The 15,733-nt window shown below is 62.0% G+C and carries 18 protein-coding genes; 14 read left to right on the forward strand and 4 right to left on the reverse strand.

Going from position 1 to position 15,733, the window contains the following annotated elements:
• The first annotated feature begins 39 nt into the window (after positions 1-39).
• The 12 genes from G6N78_RS08875 to G6N78_RS08930 all read left to right on the forward strand — a co-directional run bounded on the left by G6N78_RS08875 (position 40) and on the right by G6N78_RS08930 (position 11,265).
• Positions 40-1,086, forward strand: coding sequence for an ABC transporter permease (locus G6N78_RS08875; RefSeq protein ID WP_206531642.1), 1,047 nt, complete (start codon positions 40-42; stop codon positions 1,084-1,086).
• Complete coding sequence (locus tag G6N78_RS08880) at positions 1,083-2,012, forward strand: ABC transporter permease (protein WP_165217543.1); 930 nt, start codon at positions 1,083-1,085, stop codon at positions 2,010-2,012. Before G6N78_RS08875 ends, G6N78_RS08880 begins: the two co-directional genes overlap by 4 nt.
• A complete protein-coding gene (locus G6N78_RS08885) occupies positions 2,009-2,842 on the forward strand; it encodes an ABC transporter ATP-binding protein (protein WP_165217545.1) in 834 nt (277 codons plus the stop codon). The genes G6N78_RS08880 and G6N78_RS08885 overlap by 4 nt, the downstream gene beginning before the upstream one ends.
• A complete protein-coding gene (locus G6N78_RS08890) occupies positions 2,839-3,591 on the forward strand; it encodes an ABC transporter ATP-binding protein (RefSeq protein ID WP_165217547.1) in 753 nt (250 codons plus the stop codon). Before G6N78_RS08885 ends, G6N78_RS08890 begins: the two co-directional genes overlap by 4 nt.
• A gap of 53 nt (positions 3,592-3,644) precedes the next feature.
• Complete coding sequence (locus G6N78_RS08895) at positions 3,645-4,574, forward strand: LysR substrate-binding domain-containing protein (protein ID WP_165217549.1); 930 nt, start codon at positions 3,645-3,647, stop codon at positions 4,572-4,574.
• A 211-nt stretch (positions 4,575-4,785) separates the two neighbouring features.
• A complete protein-coding gene (locus tag G6N78_RS08900; RefSeq protein ID WP_234905947.1) occupies positions 4,786-6,255 on the forward strand; it encodes an ABC transporter substrate-binding protein in 1,470 nt (489 codons plus the stop codon).
• 358 nt (positions 6,256-6,613) lie between these two features.
• Positions 6,614-7,564, forward strand: a complete 951-nt coding sequence (locus G6N78_RS08905; protein WP_165217552.1) for an ABC transporter permease — start codon at positions 6,614-6,616, stop codon at positions 7,562-7,564.
• Entirely contained in the window at positions 7,564-8,382 is an 819-nt protein-coding gene (locus G6N78_RS08910) for an ABC transporter permease (protein ID WP_165217554.1), read from the forward strand. The genes G6N78_RS08905 and G6N78_RS08910 overlap by 1 nt, the downstream gene beginning before the upstream one ends.
• 27 nt (positions 8,383-8,409) lie before the next feature.
• A complete protein-coding gene (locus tag G6N78_RS08915; RefSeq protein WP_165217556.1) occupies positions 8,410-9,804 on the forward strand; it encodes an amidase in 1,395 nt (464 codons plus the stop codon).
• A gap of 141 nt (positions 9,805-9,945) precedes the next feature.
• Positions 9,946-10,272 carry an ElaB/YgaM/YqjD family protein gene (locus G6N78_RS08920; protein WP_165217558.1) on the forward strand — a complete coding sequence of 109 codons (327 nt, stop codon included), beginning with the start codon at positions 9,946-9,948 and terminating at the stop codon, positions 10,270-10,272.
• Position 10,273: 1 nt separating this feature from the next.
• Positions 10,274-10,720: a hypothetical protein gene (locus tag G6N78_RS08925; protein ID WP_165217561.1), complete on the forward strand. Its 447-nt coding sequence runs from the start codon at positions 10,274-10,276 to the stop codon at positions 10,718-10,720.
• A gap of 32 nt (positions 10,721-10,752) precedes the next feature.
• A complete protein-coding gene (locus G6N78_RS08930) occupies positions 10,753-11,265 on the forward strand; it encodes a Dps family protein (protein ID WP_165217563.1) in 513 nt (170 codons plus the stop codon).
• 39 nt (positions 11,266-11,304) lie between these two features.
• Here G6N78_RS08930 and G6N78_RS08935 read toward each other — a convergent pair whose 3' ends face one another.
• The 4 genes from G6N78_RS08935 to G6N78_RS08950 form a co-directional block, all read right to left on the reverse strand.
• A complete protein-coding gene (locus G6N78_RS08935; RefSeq protein WP_165217566.1) occupies positions 11,305-12,063 on the reverse strand; it encodes a Crp/Fnr family transcriptional regulator in 759 nt (252 codons plus the stop codon).
• A 102-nt stretch (positions 12,064-12,165) separates the two neighbouring features.
• Positions 12,166-12,429, reverse strand: coding sequence for a hypothetical protein (locus tag G6N78_RS08940; protein WP_165217568.1), 264 nt, complete (start codon positions 12,427-12,429; stop codon positions 12,166-12,168).
• 104 nt (positions 12,430-12,533) lie between these two features.
• Positions 12,534-13,100: an RNA polymerase sigma factor gene (locus G6N78_RS08945; protein ID WP_165217570.1), complete on the reverse strand. Its 567-nt coding sequence runs from the start codon at positions 13,098-13,100 to the stop codon at positions 12,534-12,536.
• Positions 13,097-13,360 (reverse strand): NepR family anti-sigma factor, encoded by a 264-nt coding sequence (locus G6N78_RS08950; protein ID WP_370691388.1) that lies wholly within the window; start codon positions 13,358-13,360, stop codon positions 13,097-13,099. Before G6N78_RS08950 ends, G6N78_RS08945 begins: the two co-directional genes overlap by 4 nt.
• Positions 13,361-13,446: 86 nt before the next feature.
• On the opposite strand from G6N78_RS08950, the gene G6N78_RS08955 reads away from it, so the two are divergent.
• Positions 13,447-14,241 carry a response regulator gene (locus tag G6N78_RS08955; RefSeq protein ID WP_165217572.1) on the forward strand — a complete coding sequence of 265 codons (795 nt, stop codon included), beginning with the start codon at positions 13,447-13,449 and terminating at the stop codon, positions 14,239-14,241.
• Between the two features lie 352 nt (positions 14,242-14,593).
• Positions 14,594-15,544: a sensor histidine kinase gene (locus G6N78_RS08960; RefSeq protein ID WP_165217574.1), complete on the forward strand. Its 951-nt coding sequence runs from the start codon at positions 14,594-14,596 to the stop codon at positions 15,542-15,544.
• Positions 15,545-15,733: the final 189 nt, after the last annotated feature.

Raw genomic sequence — 15,733 nt, forward strand, 5'->3', positions numbered from 1 at the left:
TCCGGTCAGGTCATCCCGGTGAGCACGCTTGACACACAAATGAGGGCAGGGCGCGGCAAACGTCGCGCCCGTCAGCGCCTGCGCGCGACCCTCGGCTTCATCGTGACCGTCATCACCACCTTTTTAGGGTTGATGGCGGTCACCTTCTTCATTGGCCGCGTCATTCCCATCGATCCGGCGCTGGCGATTGTCGGTGACCGCGCACCGGCGCATGTGGTGGAGCGGGTGCGCGAGGAACTCGGGCTGAACCTGCCGCTCTGGCAACAGTTCTTCCTCTATCTTCGCGATGCGCTGACCGGCAATTTCGGCACCTCGGTGCTGACCACCAATCCGGTTATGACGGATATCGCCCGCGTCTTTCCGGCGACGATCGAACTTGCGACACTTGGTACCGTGATTGGCGCCTTTTTCGGCATTCCGCTCGGCGTGCTGGCCGCCGTCCGGCGCGGCAGTTGGGCCGACCAGATCGTGCGCATCATCGGCCTCATCGGCTATTCGGTGCCGATCTTCTGGCTTGGCCTTCTGGCGCTGCTCGTTTTCTATGCGCGGCTGAACTGGGTCGCCTATCCGGGGCGCATGGATATCGTCTACGAATTCACCTTCACGCCGCAGACCGGATTTTTCCTCATCGATGCGATCTGGCAGCGGCAATGGGATGTGCTGTGGGATCTCTTCCGCCACATCATTCTGCCCGCCTCGCTGCTCGGTTATTTCTCACTCGCCTATATCAGCCGCATGACGCGTTCCTTCATGCTGAACGAGCTGTCCCAGGAATACATCGTCGCGGCCCGCGCCAAGGGCCTGTCGGAAACCCGGATCATCTGGTTCCATGCGCTGCGCAATGCCGCGGTGCCGCTGGTGACGGTGATCGCACTCTCTTATGCCGGTCTGCTGGAGGGTTCGGTCCTGACGGAAACAATCTTCGCCTGGCCGGGGCTGGGGCTTTACATCACCAATTCGCTGCAGAATGCCGACATGAATGCCGTCCTTGGTGGCACCATCGTCATCGGTGTCGTGTTCATTGGCATCAACCTGTTTTCCGATGCGCTCTATCGCACGCTTGATCCGAGGACCCGCAGCCGATGAGCACGCTTGCTGATCCGAAGCCCTACAGCCGGGACTGGCTGCTCTCCGACCGTCCGACGTCGCGCCGCCAGGCGCGGCTGGGCCGTGCCTATGTCATCTGGCGGCGGTTTTCCGAAAACCGGCTGGCACTGCTCGGCCTCTGCATCATCCTGGGGCTGCTGTTCGTCGCCCTGTTTGCCGATGTGCTGGCGCCGCACAATCCGGTGCAGGGGGATCTGCGCAATGCCCGTCTCCTGCCGCCCGGCACGGCCGGTTACTGGCTCGGCACCGACGATCAGGGCCGCGATATCCTCTCGCGCCTGATCCACGGTTCGCGGCTGACGCTGATGGTGGTGGTGCTGGTGGCGATCATCGCGGCGCCCATCGGTCTCATCGTCGGCACTGTCTCCGGTTATGCCGGCGGCTGGGTGGATGCGATCCTGATGCGCATCACAGATATCTTTCTCGCCTTTCCGAAGCTCGTTCTGGCGCTGGCGCTGGTGGCAGCCCTTGGCCCCGGCATCGAAAACGCGATCCTTGCCATCGCCGTGACCTCCTGGCCGCCCTATGCGCGCATCGCACGCGCCGAGACGCTCACCTTCCGCAACTCGGAATTCATCGCGGCCGTGAAGCTGATGGGCGCGTCGCCCTTCCGCATCGTGCTGCGCCATGTGATGCCGCTCTGCACCTCCTCGCTGATCGTGCGTGTCACGCTGGATATGGCCGGCATCATCCTGACGGCTGCCGGCCTTGGTTTCCTCGGGCTCGGTGCCCAGCCGCCGCTTCCCGAATGGGGTGCGATGATCGCCTCCGGGCGTCGTTTCATTCTCGATCAATGGTGGGTGGCCGCCATGCCGGGTTTTGCCATCCTCATCGTCAGCCTTGGCTTCAACCTGCTGGGCGACGGTCTGCGTGATGCGCTTGATCCGAAGGAGGCCGGCCAATGAACCCGCTTCTGACAGTCGATGACCTGCGCGTTTCGTTTCCCACCCGCACCGGCACGGTGGAGGCGGTGCGCGGGGTCTCCTTCACGCTTGGCAAGGAACGGCTCGGCATCGTTGGCGAATCCGGATCCGGCAAGTCGCAGACGGGTCGCGCCATCATGGGGCTGACGCCCGGCCACGCGAAGATCACCGCGAAGACGCTGAACTTCGATGGCATCGATCTTCTCTCGGCCTCCGCCGCCAAGCGTCGAAGTCTGCGCGGCAAGCGGGTGGCGATGATCCTGCAGGACCCGAAATATTCGCTGAACCCGGTGATGCCGATCGGCCGGCAGATCATCGAAACCTTGAGGACGCATGAAAGCGTATCCTGGGGCGAAGGGCGGCAGCGGGCGCTTTCCATGCTGGAAGCGGTGCAGATCCGCGACCCGGAACGTGTCTTCGATCTTTATCCGCATGAAGTGTCCGGCGGCATGGGCCAGCGCATCATGATCGCCATGATGCTGGTCTGCGGGCCGGAACTGCTGATCGCCGATGAACCGACCTCGGCGCTCGATGTCACCGTGCAGCTCGAAGTGCTCGCCATTCTCGACCGCCTCGTGGCCGAGCGCGGCATGGGCCTGATCTTCATCAGCCACGACCTGCGCCTCGTCTCCTCCTTCTGCGACCGCGTTCTCGTGATGTATGCGGGCCGTGTGGTGGAGGAACTGCCGTCAGCCAATCTTTCTGCGGCCCAACATCCCTATACGCAAGGACTGCTGAATTGCCTGCCGACGATCGGTTCCCATCGCCATCCGCTGCCCGTGCTGGAGCGCAAGCCGGAGTGGGCGAGATGACGCGCGAGGTGCTTTCCATCCGCGACATGGTCGTGGTGTTTGATGAATTCGTGGCGTTGAATGGCGTCAGTCTCAGCGTTGCCGAGGGCGAATCGTTCGGTCTCGTCGGCGAATCCGGTTCCGGCAAATCTACCCTGCTGCGGGCGGTTGCCGGCCTCAACGTCTTCGAAAGCGGCACGCTGACCGTCTCCGGCAAACGGTATGAAGGCCACCGGCGCGACCGGGATTTTTATCGCACGGTCCAAATGGTGTTCCAGGATCCGTATGGTTCGCTGCATCCGCGCCAGACGGTGGACCGGCTGCTGCTGGAGCCGCTGGCGATCCATGGCTTTACCGATGTCGATGCCCGCATTGCCCGCGCGCTTGATGAAGTGGGGTTGGGCTCCGGCTTCCGGTTCCGCTATTCGCACCAGCTCTCCGGTGGCCAGCGCCAACGCATCGCCATTGCCCGCGCGCTGATCCTCGAGCCAAAAATCCTGCTGCTGGACGAGCCCACCTCGGCGCTCGATGCGTCGATCCAGGCGGAAATCCTCAACCTGCTCGAACAGGCGCGCAAGGATCGCGGGCTGACCTTCGTGATGGTGAGCCACGATCTCGGTGTCGTCTCCCACATGTGCGACCGGCTGGCCGTGATGCGCAAGGGCGAGATGGTGGAGACCGTGTCCGTCGAGGCTCTGGAAAAGCGCGAATTTTCGCAGGATTATACGCGCCAGCTGCTGGTGGCGAGCGAAGGTTTTCGCCGGGCCTGACGATCTGGCCTCTTCGCCTCGGGCAGCCATCGTTTCACCGTGCAGGACCCTTCATGCAGCTTCGCGCCCTCATGTATTTCGACGAACTCGTGCGCACCAATTCGATGCGCGCGGCCGCCGAAAACCTCAACGTGGCTCCGACCGCGGTCAGCCGGCAGATCGAGAATCTCGAGCATTATTTCGGCACGGCGCTGGTCGAACGCTCGAACCGCGGCATCAAGCTGACGGCGGCAGGTGAGCTTCTGGCGGCGCGCGCTGGGCGCACCCTTCGCGAGCTGGAACATGTGCACCAGCTGATCGATGACCTCCAGGGCCTGCAGCGGGGCCGGGTGGTGATCTATGCCAATGGCGCAACGGTCGCCAATCTGCTCGCGCCCGTCCTTGCGCAGTTTTCGCTGCGCTATCCGAAGCTGCGTTTCGAGGTGATGATTACCAGCGCCCGCCAGGCGATCGAAGCGCTGGCGGCGGCGGAGGCCGATCTGGTGGTCACCCTGTTTGCTCCGAAAATGCCAGGCGTGAAGGTGCGGCTACGCTCGGAAATCACCTATGACGTGATCACCTGGGCCAGCCATCCGGCAGCCGAGCGACCGGAGATCACGTTGAAGGAGATCGCGGCGCTGCCGCTGGCGCTGCCGGACAAGAGTTTTGGCGCACGCCAGGCCTTTGAGGAGCAGTTCGCCAAGATCGGCGTCGAGCTCGATCCGGTCTTCATCACCGGCTCGCTGGAAATGCTGAAGGAACTGGTGCTGCAGCAGGCGGCGGTGACGCTTCTGCCGGCGCTGGCCGTGCAGCGCGAGATCCAGTCCGGCCTGATGGCGGCAATCCCGGTGGCCGCTGGCAAGGGCGTCAGAACGGCGATCGACCTCTGTGTGGCGCCGGACCGGCAACTCTCCTTTGCCGCCGGCAAGCTTGTCGATTTCATCGAGGGCTTCATGCGCGGCGCTGACCGGCCGAAGCCGCGCAAGCCAAAGACTTCCGTGTAGCGATTTCGGCTACACAGGGAACACAAAAATGGTAATTGTGTGTGCGCCTGCGAAGTGCCACTCTCTTCGCATAACCACGTGTCGCTCGGGAGTTTCGCCGCCCGGTGACGCGAAAACAAGGGGAATGCCACGTATGGGAAAACCACACATCGGAAGCCAATTCCTTTCCGCAACCACCGCGCTGACGCGCCGAGCCGTGTTTGGCCTTGCCATGGCCGCCGGCCTGGTGCTTGCCACCCAGATGCCGGCAGAGGCCGCGCCGAAGACGGGCCTCACGCTCGGCATGGCGGTGGAGCCGGCCGGACTTGATCCGACGATTGCCGCACCGGTCGCCATCGGCCAGGTGACCTGGCAGAACATTTTCGAAGGTCTCACGACCATCGACCGCAATGGCAAGGTGCAGCCGCAGCTGGCCGAAAGCTGGACGATCTCGCCGGACGGACTGACCTATACCTTCAAGCTGCGCCAGGGCGTGACCTTCCACAATGGCGAAGTTTTCGACTCCTCCGTCGCCAAGTTTTCCATCGACCGGGCGCGCGGTGCCGATTCCGTCAATCCGCAGAAGCGCTATTTCGCCTCGATCGACACGATTGAGACGCCGGATGCCGCGACGCTGGTGCTGAAGCTGAAGCAGCCGGCGGGCAGCCTGCTCTACTGGCTCGGCTGGCCGTCCTCCTCCATCGTCGCGCCGAAATCGGCTGCCGACAACAAGACGACGCCGATCGGCACCGGCCCATTCAAGTTCGTCAACTGGACCAAGGGTGCCTCCGTCGAACTGGCCCGCAACCCGGACTACTGGAACAAGGCGGGCGCCGCCAAGCTCGAAAAGGCCACCTTCCGCTTCATCGCCGATGCGCAGGCGCAGGCCGCGGCGCTGAAGGCCGGTGATGTCGATGCCTTCCCGGAATTCGGTGCGCCGGAACTGATCGACAGCCTGAAGACGGATGCGCGGCTTGCCACCGTCATCGGCAATACCGAGCTCAAGGTCGTGGCCGGCATGAACAATGCCAAGAAGCCGTTCGACGACAAGCGCGTGCGCCAGGCGCTGATGATGGCCATTGACCGCCAAGCCGTCATCGACGGCGCGTGGTCCGGTTTCGGCACGCCGATCGGCAGCCACTACACGCCGAACGATCGTGGTTACGTCGACCTCACGGGCACCTATCCCTATGATCCGCAAAAGGCGAAGGCGCTGCTCGCCGAAGCCGGTTACCCCAACGGCTTTTCCTTCACCATGAAGTCGCCGCAGATGGCCTATGCCCAGCGTTCCTCGCAGATCCTGCAGGCCATGCTGGCGGAAATCGGCGTGACGATGACGATCGAGACCACCGAATTCCCGGCGAAATGGGTGGCGGACGTCTTCAAGGGCGGCAATTTCGACATGACCATCGTCGCCCATGCCGAGCCGATGGACATCGATATCTATGCCCGCGACCCCTACTACTTCGCCTACAAGAACCCGGCCTTCAACGAGATCCTGAAGAAGGTGGAAGCAACGTCTGACGCAGCTGAGCAGGAAAAGCTCTACGGCGAGGCGCAGACGATCCTCGCGACGGATGTGCCGGCGCTCTACCTCTTCGTCATGCCGAAGCTCGGCGTGTGGGACAAGAAGGTGATGGGGCTCTGGGAAAACGAGCCGATCCCGTCGAACGTGCTTTCTGAGGTGCACTGGACGGAGTGAAGTTCTGGTTCGCCGGATCGAGTTAAAGTTGGCTGAAGGGTCGATACCCCCTCTGTCCTGCCGGACATCTCCCCCACAAGGGGGGAGATCGGCAAGAGGCCAGCACGCCGGTTTCCTTTTGCGTCGCGCCTGCCGCAACCGCATCGGGTTGATGGAGGATGGAGAGCGCGCCACGAGTCAATCTCCCCCCTTGTGGGGGAGATGCCCGGCAGGGCAGAGGGGGGTCACCGCTCTGCCGTGACCATTCGGGGAAAGTAGCTGGTCCCGACCCATCGGTGATCGGTCGCCCTCACATTCACATTGCATGCCGGTTTCCGGCACTTCATCCTTCGCTCTTGCGAGCCAGAAGGCACAGGACATGATTGCGCTTATTTTCCGCCGGTTTGCCGGTCTCATCGTTACCCTGCTGCTGGTCTCCGCCATCATCTTTGCGGTCATGGACCTTCTGCCGGGTGATCCTGCCTCGGTCATTCTTGGAACGTCCGCGAGCCCCGATACGCTGGCGGCGCTCCAGAAGGAGATGGGCCTCGATCAGCCACTCGTCGTGCGATACGTCGCCTGGCTCGGCGGCGTGCTGCAGGGCGATTTCGGCAACTCCTATACCTATGGCGTGCCGGTGGCAGGGCTGATCGCCGAGCGGCTGTCGGTGACGGTGCCGCTGGCGCTGATGGCGGTTTTTCTGTCCATCGCGCTCGCCATTCCGCTGGGCGTTCAGGCGGCGCGGCACCAGAACGGCGCGTGGGATGTGTTTTCCGGCCTGTTCTCGCATGTCAGTATCGCGGTTCCTGCCTTCTGGGTCGGGCTGCTGTTGATCATCCTCTTCTCCACCACGCTCGGCTGGCTCCCGGCCGGCGGTTTTCCCGGCTGGGATGCGGGCGTGGTCGAGAGCCTCAAGGCACTGTTCCTGCCGGCGGTGGCGCTGGCCTTGCCGCAGGCGGGTGTGCTGATGCGCGTCACGCGGTCTGCCGTTCTGGAGGTGATGAACGAGGATTTCGTCCGCACCGCCCGCGCCAAGGGCTTGTCCGAGCAGACCGCTCTCTGGCGGCATGCTGTGCCCAATGCGCTGATCCCGGTCGTCACCATGCTCGGCCTGCAGTTCACCTTCCTGATTGCCGGTGCCGTTCTGGTGGAAAACGTCTTCAACCTGCCGGGCGTCGGTCGGCTTGCCTATCAGGCGCTCTCCCAGCGCGATGTCGTCGTCATGCAGGATGTCGTGCTGTTCTTCTCCGGTCTTGTGATCCTCATGAATTTCCTCGTCGATCTTGCCTATCTCGTCATTGATCCCCGGCTTCGGGCGGGAGTGCGCTGATGACTTTCCTCATGCGTCGCCCCACCTTTTCGATCGGCCTTGTGATTACGCTGACGCTGATTGCCATTGCGCTCGTTTCGCTCGTCTGGACGCCCATGTCGCCGACGAAGATGCAGATCGTCCACAAGCTGAAACCGCCCTTGGCGCAGGGCTTTCTTGGAACCGACCAGTTCGGCCGCGATGTCGCCTCCATGCTGATGGTCGGCGCTTGGAATTCGCTCTCCACCTCGCTTCTCGCGGTTGCGATCGGCGCAACGCTCGGTACCGGCGTCGGTGTCATCGTCGCGGCGATCCGGGGCGTGACGGAAACCATCGTCATGCGCGTCTGCGATATCATCTTCGCCGTGCCGCCCATCCTGTCGGCCATGCTGCTCGGGGCCTTCATCGGCTCCGGTCGCTTCACGGCCATCATTGCGATCGCCGTTTTCATGGTGCCGGTCTTTGCCAGGCTGACGCTCGGGGCCGCCCGGCAGATCTGGACGCGCGATTACGTGACGGCTGCCATCGGCATGGGACGCAACCGGGCGAAGATCACCGTCGTGCATGTGCTGCCGAATATCGCCAACCAGATCATCGTGCAGGTGACGATCCAGCTGGGTCTCGCGATCCTGACTGAGGCGGGGCTCAGCTTCCTCGGGCTCGGCATGCCGCTGGGGGCGCCGACCTGGGGCCGCATGCTGTCCGACGCGCAGACCTTCCTCGGCCAGGCGCCGTGGCTGGCGCTCTTGCCGGGCCTTGCCATCGCGCTCGCCGTTATGGGCCTCAACATGCTGGGCGATGGCCTGCGCGACCTGCTCGATCCCCGCGACCAAACCTGAATTTTTCACCAGAACGAAGACATCGCCATGAATGAATTGCTGACGCTGACCATCCGGCAGGTCCGGGACCTCTATGCCCGCAAGAGCCTGTCACCGCTCGAATACTGGCAGGCGGTGGAGGAGCGCATCGCCGCTTTCGAACCGCATGTGCAGGCGCTCTATCTTTATGATCCGGAGAAGGCCCGCGACCAGGCGAAAGCCTCGACCGAGCGCTGGCAGAGCGGCGAGATGCTCGGCATTCTCGACGGCATTCCGTTGACGCTGAAGGAGTTGATCGCCACCAAGGGCGATCCGGTGCCGCTGGGGACAAAGGCGGTCGAACTGGTGCCGGCGGCAGACGATGCGCCGATCGCCGCCCGCTGCCGGGAAGACGGTGCGGTGATCTTTGCCAAGACCACCTGCCCGGATTACGGCATGCTCTCCTCCGGCCTCTCCAGCTTTCACAAGCTGAGCCGCAACCCGTGGGACCTCAGCCAGAACCCTGGCGGATCGAGCGCCGGCGCTTCCGCTGCCGCCGCTGCGGGTTTCGGTCCCTTGCACATCGGCACCGATATCGGCGGGTCGGTGCGGCTTCCCGCCGGTTGGACCGGCATCTTCGGCTTCAAACCCAGCCAGGGCCGCATCCCGGTCGATCCCTATTATGTCGGCCGCTGCGCCGGGCCGATGACCCGCTTCGTCGAGGATGCGGCACTCTCCATGGAACCGCTGTCGCGGCCCGACTGGCGCGACGGCACCTCATTGCCGCCAAACAGTTTTGACTGGCTGGATCTCGATCTCGACCTCACCGGCCTCAAGATCGGCCTGATGCTGGATGCGGGAACCGGGCTTGCCGCGGAAGACGAGGTGAAGGACGCGGTGGTGGCCGCGGCGCGGCTGTTCGAGCAGGCCGGTGCGGAGATCGTGCCCGTCGGGCCGGTGATTACGCGGGCAATGCTGGATGGTCTCGACAACTTCTGGCGCGCGCGCTTCTGGGGCGATATCGCCGGCATGGACCAGGCGCGCCAGAGCCAGATCCTGCCGTACATTTTCGACTGGGCAAAGGGCGGCGAACATGTCTCCGGCGTCGATGCGGTGCGGGGTTTCAACCAGACGATCGAGATGCGCAAGACCTGCGGAAAACTGTTCACCAGCGTTGATGCGGTGATTTCGCCCACCAATCCGGTCGTCTCCTATCCAGCGGAATGGGCCTCTCCGACCAACGATCCGGCGGCTCCGTTCGAACATATCGCCTTCACCGTGCCGTGGAACATGTCGGAACAGCCGGCATCGTCCATCAATTGCGGCTTCTCGAAAAGCGGCATGCCGATCGGCCTGCAGATCGTCGGCCCGCGCTATGCCGATCTGTTCGTGCTGAAACTGTCGAAGGCGTTTGAAACCATGTCGGGCGGTGTGACGCACTGGCCGGAGCCACCGCTGGCTTGATTTCCCTCAACGTCCGACCGCGTTGCTCAGGCTATGGAACAAAATCGTCCGATCCTCGTTGACCGGGCGAATAAGCGACGGGTGGACGGCCCGCGCTTCCCGGCCGGCTCTCGACCGGCCCTGTTCCTCAAGGAGAACGTGATGTCGATGAATTCGCCGAATGATTTTTCGCGGTCCGGTTCGCAGGCAGATGTCGAGCGCCAGTTGCAGCAGTTGCGGGAAGACATCGCGGCGCTCGCCAAGGCTGTTGCCGCAGCGGGCTCGAACAAGGCGGATGACCTGAAGTCGAAGGCACGCCGTGCCTCGAACGATGCGATGGATGCCTCTGCCCAGATGATGGATGCCGCCCGCGCGCAGGCCATGTCGATGGAGAAGGACCTGGAGCGGCAGATCCGCACCAAGCCGCTGCAGTCGGTGGCGATCGCCGCCGGTCTCGGCTTCCTCTTCGCGCTCCTGTCGCGCCGCTAACATGGCGCGCCTGTTGCCAATGCTGGCATCGCTGCTCTCGGTCGATATCAGCCTGATGGTCCAGCGGACGCGTCGCAATGCCATTCTTTATGCGATTGCAGCGCTGTTTCTCCTCACGGCCTACGGTGCGGGTGTTGGAGCGCTGATCGTCTGGCTGAGCACGCGGATGGATGCGGCGGCCGCGTTCGGGGTTGTGGCGGGGATCTCCCTGCTGATCGTCCTCATCGTGCTGCTCATCGTTACGGTGAAGAACCGGGCGGACGAACGCCGTCGGCGCGAGGCTGCGGCCAACAACCGTGCGCTTTTGATGACCACGGCCGTATCGCTGCTGCCGGTGATGATGAAATCGCGCCCACTGATGGCCGCCGCCGTGACCGGCGGGATCGCGCTCTTTGCCCTGCGCATGATGGGTGGGTCCGGCGATGGGGCTGGAACACCCGACGCCTGACCTGAATGAAGATCTCAAAAGGAGAACCGACCATGGCACAAGCTTCTGCTGTCCTGAAGCCGAAATCCCACGATGAGAACATCAATATCGGCCTTGCCAAGGCCTATCGCGAGACCATGGCCGAGAGCCTGTCCGAGATCCTGGCTGCCACCTATCGGCTGACGATCAAGAGCCATGTCTACCATTGGAACGTGGTTGGCCCGCTGTTCAAGCCGCTGCACGAGCTGACCGAAGAGCATTACAACGCGCTGTTCGAAGCCGCCGATATCATTGCGGAGCGTATCCGTGCGCTGGGTCATCTGGCGCCGGCCTCGCTTGGCGAAGCGGCAGGCTTTGCGCCGAAGGCCGCTGATGTGGGCAAGTTTACCGCCGTCTCGATGGTCAATGATCTGGTCGCCGATCATGAAGCGGCCGTGAAGACCATGCGCAAGGCGGCAGGGCAGGCCGATGAGGCAGGCGACGTCGTGACCGCCGACATGCTCACCGACCGCCTGACCTTCCACGAAAAGGCCTTGTGGATGCTGCGCGCCATCATCGCCGAATAAGCTCAGCCGGATTTGCTTGTTATTTTTCGCAGCGCTCTTTCAGATGAAGGGGCGCTGTTCTTCGTTGAGCGGTCGCCAGCCGGCGATGGATTGCAGGCGCTCGCGATTGAGCACTTCGGATCCACGATCCAGCCAGCGCACAGCCCCCATGTCGGCAAGCTTGCGCAATGTCTTGTTGGTGTGCACCAGCGACAGGCCGAGCGTGTCGGCCACGTGCTGCTGGGTCAGCGGCAGGATCGCCGGTCCCTCCTCGCTAAAGACCCCGGTCGAATAGGCGCGGTAATCCAGGAAGGAGAGGAGGTAGGCCGCCCGCTCCAGCGCCGTACGGCGCCCGATGCTGAGGAGGTGTTCGTCCAGCATGGATTCCTCGCGGGAGGCGATCCAGGTCAGATCGTAGGCAAGCGACGGGTGGTTCTGAAACAGCGTCACCAGTTTTTCCCGTTCGAAGATACAGAGCGTCACGCGCGTGAGCGCTTCGACCGAATGCTGCATCTCCCGCATCAGGTTTCCCTGTAGGCCGACGAGATCGCCGGGCAGGATATAATTGAGGATCTGACGGCGTCCGTCTTCCAGAATCTTGTATCGGAAGCTCCAGCCAGCGAGCGCGGTATAGAGCTGAGGATGCTCTTCGCCTTCGGAGATGATCGTGGCGCCTGGATCGACGGCCAATTCGCCGAATTTGAAGCTGCTGACAAAGGCGAGTTGATGATCCGTGAAATCGCGGAATTTCTCTCGCCGCCGCAGCGGGCAGAATTCGCAGGGAACTCTGGGCGGGATCAGTGGTTTGGAAGCTACCATTGTCAATGCGACCCTCGACTGTCCTTCTTACGTTTAGGCCGATGTTATGTCTTTTTTAAATGACCGGTCTTCGTCAAGCTGGTCTACGCCTTGTCAGACCTTTCAACGCGGGACGAACTGTTGCAGATCCTCATCGTCGATGTCGAATATCTTGTCGCGCTGGAGGCTGAACAGGTTCTGGCGGAAGCGACGGGCAGCGCGGTCGAAATTGCGACGCCGCGGGATGCCTCCGACGTCCTCAGCCAAAGATCGTTTGACCTCATTCTTGCGGATGCATCGCTGGCTGCCGGTGCCGCCGGGCCTTCGCTCCGGCGGCATCATGAATCGGGTGGGGCCATCATCTTTTCTTCCGTCAATCGCGGCCATCTGGCTGGCGTCCCGGGATTTGAGGGCGCAGCCGTGATCTCCAAGCCGTTCGATGACGAACTGCTTGTGACCTTGGTTCGCAATGTCAGGATTAGGGAAAAGGACTAGCTACCGAAGGCGCGGGCCGTGATGGCGGCATCACCCGGATCAGGGCCGTAATCGCTTTCACCGGCAACGCCCAGCATTTCCTGCAGACGGGTGCGGGCGCGCGAGACGCGGCTTTTGATCGTTCCGACAGCACATCCGCAGATCGTTGCGGCTTCTTCATAAGCAAATCCGGCAGCACCGACCAGAATGATGGCTTCGCGCTGGTCGTCCGGAAGCGAGTCGAGCGCCTTGCGGAAATCCTGCAGGTCGAGACGGCCGTATTGCTCCGGATGAACGGAGAAACGTTCGCTGAATAGGCCGTCGCTGTCCTGAACTTCCCGGCCACGCTTGCGCATCTGGCTGTAGAATTCGTTGCGCAAAATGGTGAAGAGCCAGGCACGCATGTTGGTGCCGTGCGTGAAGCTTTTCTGGTTCGCCCAGGCCTTCATGATCGTGTCCTGCACCAGATCATCCGCCTTGTCGTGGCGACCGGTGAGCGAAACGGCGAAGGCGCGCAGGTTCGGCAAGGATGCCAAAAGGTCACGCTTGAAAGCGCGATTGACGTCGTCTTCGGATGTTGTCATTTCGCATTCACCGACTTGGCCTGCTTCTCGGCTTCCTCGAGACGCTCCAGAAGCTCAAGAAAGCGATCCGGGATCGCCTCCTCCTGAACCGCGTCATAGAATTCGCGCAGCTTGCGCGAGATCGACGCGTTCGGGAGCGAGTTGCCCGGCCGGACTGTGTTCGATTGTGTTGTGTTCATCTTGTCTTTTTTTCTGGTTTCGTCGTCACTCATCACGCGGGCTGCCCATACGCTCTTGATCGGAGAAATGCTCGGGATCAAAAAAAGTTCCCGGTGGGCGGAACTTTTTTTCTTCGTTATTGTTGATACCACGTTCATTGCCCTCAGGGCATCAGGGGAGATTCTGAATGTCACTTACCACACGCGTTGCGTCCCACCTTCCGTATCTGCGTCGATACGCTCGCGCGGTTACCGGCTCGCAGACCTCGGGAGACGCATATGTTGCTGCGGTCTTGGAAGCGTTGATTGCCGATGTCTCCATCTTTCCGGAAACGTCCAAGGACCGCGTTTCGCTCTACAAACTGTTTGTTGCGATCTTCGGTTCCACCGATATCGAAATCCGTCCGATCGAATCCCCGTTTGCCTGGGAACAGCGCGCGGTGGCCAACCTGGCCAACCTGCCGTCTCAGGCCCGGCATGCCTTCCTCCTGATTTCCGTCGAAGGATTTACGCTGGAAGAAACGGCGGAGATCCTCGACGTCGATATGGGCGAGGTCACCCGCCTACTGGACGAAGCCTCGCGTGAAATTTCCCGCCAGGTCGCGACCGACATCATGATCATCGAGGACGAGCCGCTGATTGCGCTCGACATCGAGCAGATGGTGCAGGATCTCGGCCATCGAGTGACCGGCATTGCCCGCACCCACAAGGAGGCCGTGAGCCTGTTCAACAGCTCGGGCCCGAAGATGGTCCTGGCCGATATCCAGCTCGCCGACGGCAGCTCGGGCATTGATGCCGTCAACGAAATCTTGAAGACCTCCAGCGTGCCGGTGATCTTCATCACGGCCTTCCCGGAGCGCCTGCTCACCGGCGAACGTCCGGAGCCGGCCTTCCTGGTCACCAAGCCGTTCAATCCGGACATGGTCAAGGCCCTGATCAGCCAGGCCCTGTTCTTCAACGAGGCGGTGAAGGCTGCGGCGTAACAATCGCCGCATCCTCGCCTCCCTTCTTTGGGAACATCCTCGACGGCTCATCGTTGGAGGCCTTGAGAAGCGTGAGGCGACCGGCTGATGGTCAGGCATGTGGGTGTGGTCAGCGGAGGCTTTGTGCCGCCGTCCCTCCCCATGGAGCCGCAGTCTGCGCAAGGCGTTAGCATCAAAATGTGTGTTGCCGGGTTGTTAACACGGCTCGCTGCCCTATAACGGTGACAGCGGGGCCGTCTGCGCGTCGGCAGCGTACACAAATCGGTCATCGGAAGGCGGAGTGTATTTCTTGTCGCATCAGCTGACATGGCAACAGGCTGGTGAGGGTGACGACAAGTTGCGTGATTTTTTCATGCCAGCTCTCGTTGATCTCGGTGCAAGCGTCATCATCCAGGATTTTGACCGGAACTATCTGTTTGTCACCAATCTCCCCGTGATCTGGGCCGGTGGTCTGTCCGACCAGCCGGATGATCTTACGCTTTTCGGCGGGGAGATCGCCGAACGACTGGCTGTCCTGAAAAATAGCCTGACCCAGACGGGCCAGAAGGGCCATGTGGAATTCAGCGTCGGTTCGGAAGAGGTCTATGAGTTCCGCATCCAGACGCTCGAGATCGAAGGGCAGGGGCTTTACCTCGTCACCACCATCGTCGATCGTTCGGAAGAGCGCCACCGGGAGCGTCTTCTGCGCGCTCTTCTGCGGGAAGTCAGCCATCGCTCCAAGAACCTGCTCGCCATCATCCAGAGCATTGCGCTGCAGACGGCGCGTTATTCCGTAACCTTGGACATGTTCCTCAACAAGTTTCGCGGCCGCTTGTATTCGCTGTCGCAATCGCAGGATCTGATCACGGACTCCAGTTGGCGCGGCGCCTATTTCTACGATCTCGTGCGACAACAGACGGAAAAATATCTTCCGGAAAATCCGCATCTGGTGCGGGTCAGCGGCGATAACGTGCTGTTGACGCCGAATGCGTCCCTGCATCTCGGGCTTGCCATGCATGAGTTGATCGTCAATGCGGTCAGTCACGGCTCTCTCGTCAAGAACGGCCGCGCGATCAGCGTGAGCTGTCACAGACTGCAGGTGAACGGGCAGGATTCGCTCGAGGTGCGCTGGGAGGAGGGGTTGCCGAGAACCAATGGCCGGCACGAGACCGGGCAGACGGAAGAAACCTTGAAGGCCAATTTTGGCAGCACGGTTCTGGAAAGGGTCGTGCCGGCTTCGGTCAATGGCAAGGGGCGCTACCAGATCTCGTCCGAACGCATCAGCTATAGCCTGGTATTCCCCATCGATCACATCTCCGAATAAGATCCTTCGGCAGGACGAGGATACGACGTCGCCTTCTGGCGCGGAGCGAGGCGCTGGCGTCCTTCGTGCTGGATCCGTGCGAGATGTCTGAGAGCGGTTTCGTCGGGTGGCATGCAACGAGGCACGAAAAAACGGTCTCGATTTCCGAAGAAATCGAGACCGTTGGTCTCTTCGAGGGGGATGAAGAGT

The sequence above is a fragment of the Allorhizobium pseudoryzae genome (assembly GCF_011046245.1).
In the GTDB taxonomy this organism is placed as follows: domain Bacteria; phylum Pseudomonadota; class Alphaproteobacteria; order Rhizobiales; family Rhizobiaceae; genus Neorhizobium; species Neorhizobium pseudoryzae.

Excerpts from the sequence above, each read along its gene's own strand:
- G6N78_RS08875 (WP_206531642.1), top strand. The coding sequence starts at position 40 with ATGAGGGCAGGGCGCGGCAAACGTCGCGCCCGTCAGCGCCTGCGCGCG.
- G6N78_RS08880 (WP_165217543.1), top strand. The coding sequence starts at position 1,083 with ATGAGCACGCTTGCTGATCCGAAGCCCTACAGCCGGGACTGGCTGCTC.
- G6N78_RS08885 (WP_165217545.1), top strand. The coding sequence starts at position 2,009 with ATGAACCCGCTTCTGACAGTCGATGACCTGCGCGTTTCGTTTCCCACC.
- G6N78_RS08890 (WP_165217547.1), top strand. The coding sequence starts at position 2,839 with ATGACGCGCGAGGTGCTTTCCATCCGCGACATGGTCGTGGTGTTTGAT.
- G6N78_RS08895 (WP_165217549.1), top strand. The coding sequence starts at position 3,645 with ATGCAGCTTCGCGCCCTCATGTATTTCGACGAACTCGTGCGCACCAAT.
- G6N78_RS08900 (WP_234905947.1), top strand. The coding sequence starts at position 4,786 with ATGGCCGCCGGCCTGGTGCTTGCCACCCAGATGCCGGCAGAGGCCGCG.
- G6N78_RS08905 (WP_165217552.1), top strand. The coding sequence starts at position 6,614 with ATGATTGCGCTTATTTTCCGCCGGTTTGCCGGTCTCATCGTTACCCTG.
- G6N78_RS08910 (WP_165217554.1), top strand. The coding sequence starts at position 7,564 with ATGACTTTCCTCATGCGTCGCCCCACCTTTTCGATCGGCCTTGTGATT.
- G6N78_RS08915 (WP_165217556.1), top strand. The coding sequence starts at position 8,410 with ATGAATGAATTGCTGACGCTGACCATCCGGCAGGTCCGGGACCTCTAT.
- G6N78_RS08920 (WP_165217558.1), top strand. The coding sequence starts at position 9,946 with ATGTCGATGAATTCGCCGAATGATTTTTCGCGGTCCGGTTCGCAGGCA.
- G6N78_RS08925 (WP_165217561.1), top strand. The coding sequence starts at position 10,274 with ATGGCGCGCCTGTTGCCAATGCTGGCATCGCTGCTCTCGGTCGATATC.
- G6N78_RS08930 (WP_165217563.1), top strand. The coding sequence starts at position 10,753 with ATGGCACAAGCTTCTGCTGTCCTGAAGCCGAAATCCCACGATGAGAAC.
- G6N78_RS08935 (WP_165217566.1), bottom strand. The coding sequence starts at position 12,063 with ATGGTAGCTTCCAAACCACTGATCCCGCCCAGAGTTCCCTGCGAATTC.
- G6N78_RS08940 (WP_165217568.1), bottom strand. The coding sequence starts at position 12,429 with ATGGCCGCGATTGACGGAAGAAAAGATGATGGCCCCACCCGATTCATG.
- G6N78_RS08945 (WP_165217570.1), bottom strand. The coding sequence starts at position 13,100 with ATGACAACATCCGAAGACGACGTCAATCGCGCTTTCAAGCGTGACCTT.
- G6N78_RS08955 (WP_165217572.1), top strand. The coding sequence starts at position 13,447 with ATGTCACTTACCACACGCGTTGCGTCCCACCTTCCGTATCTGCGTCGA.
- G6N78_RS08960 (WP_165217574.1), top strand. The coding sequence starts at position 14,594 with ATGCCAGCTCTCGTTGATCTCGGTGCAAGCGTCATCATCCAGGATTTT.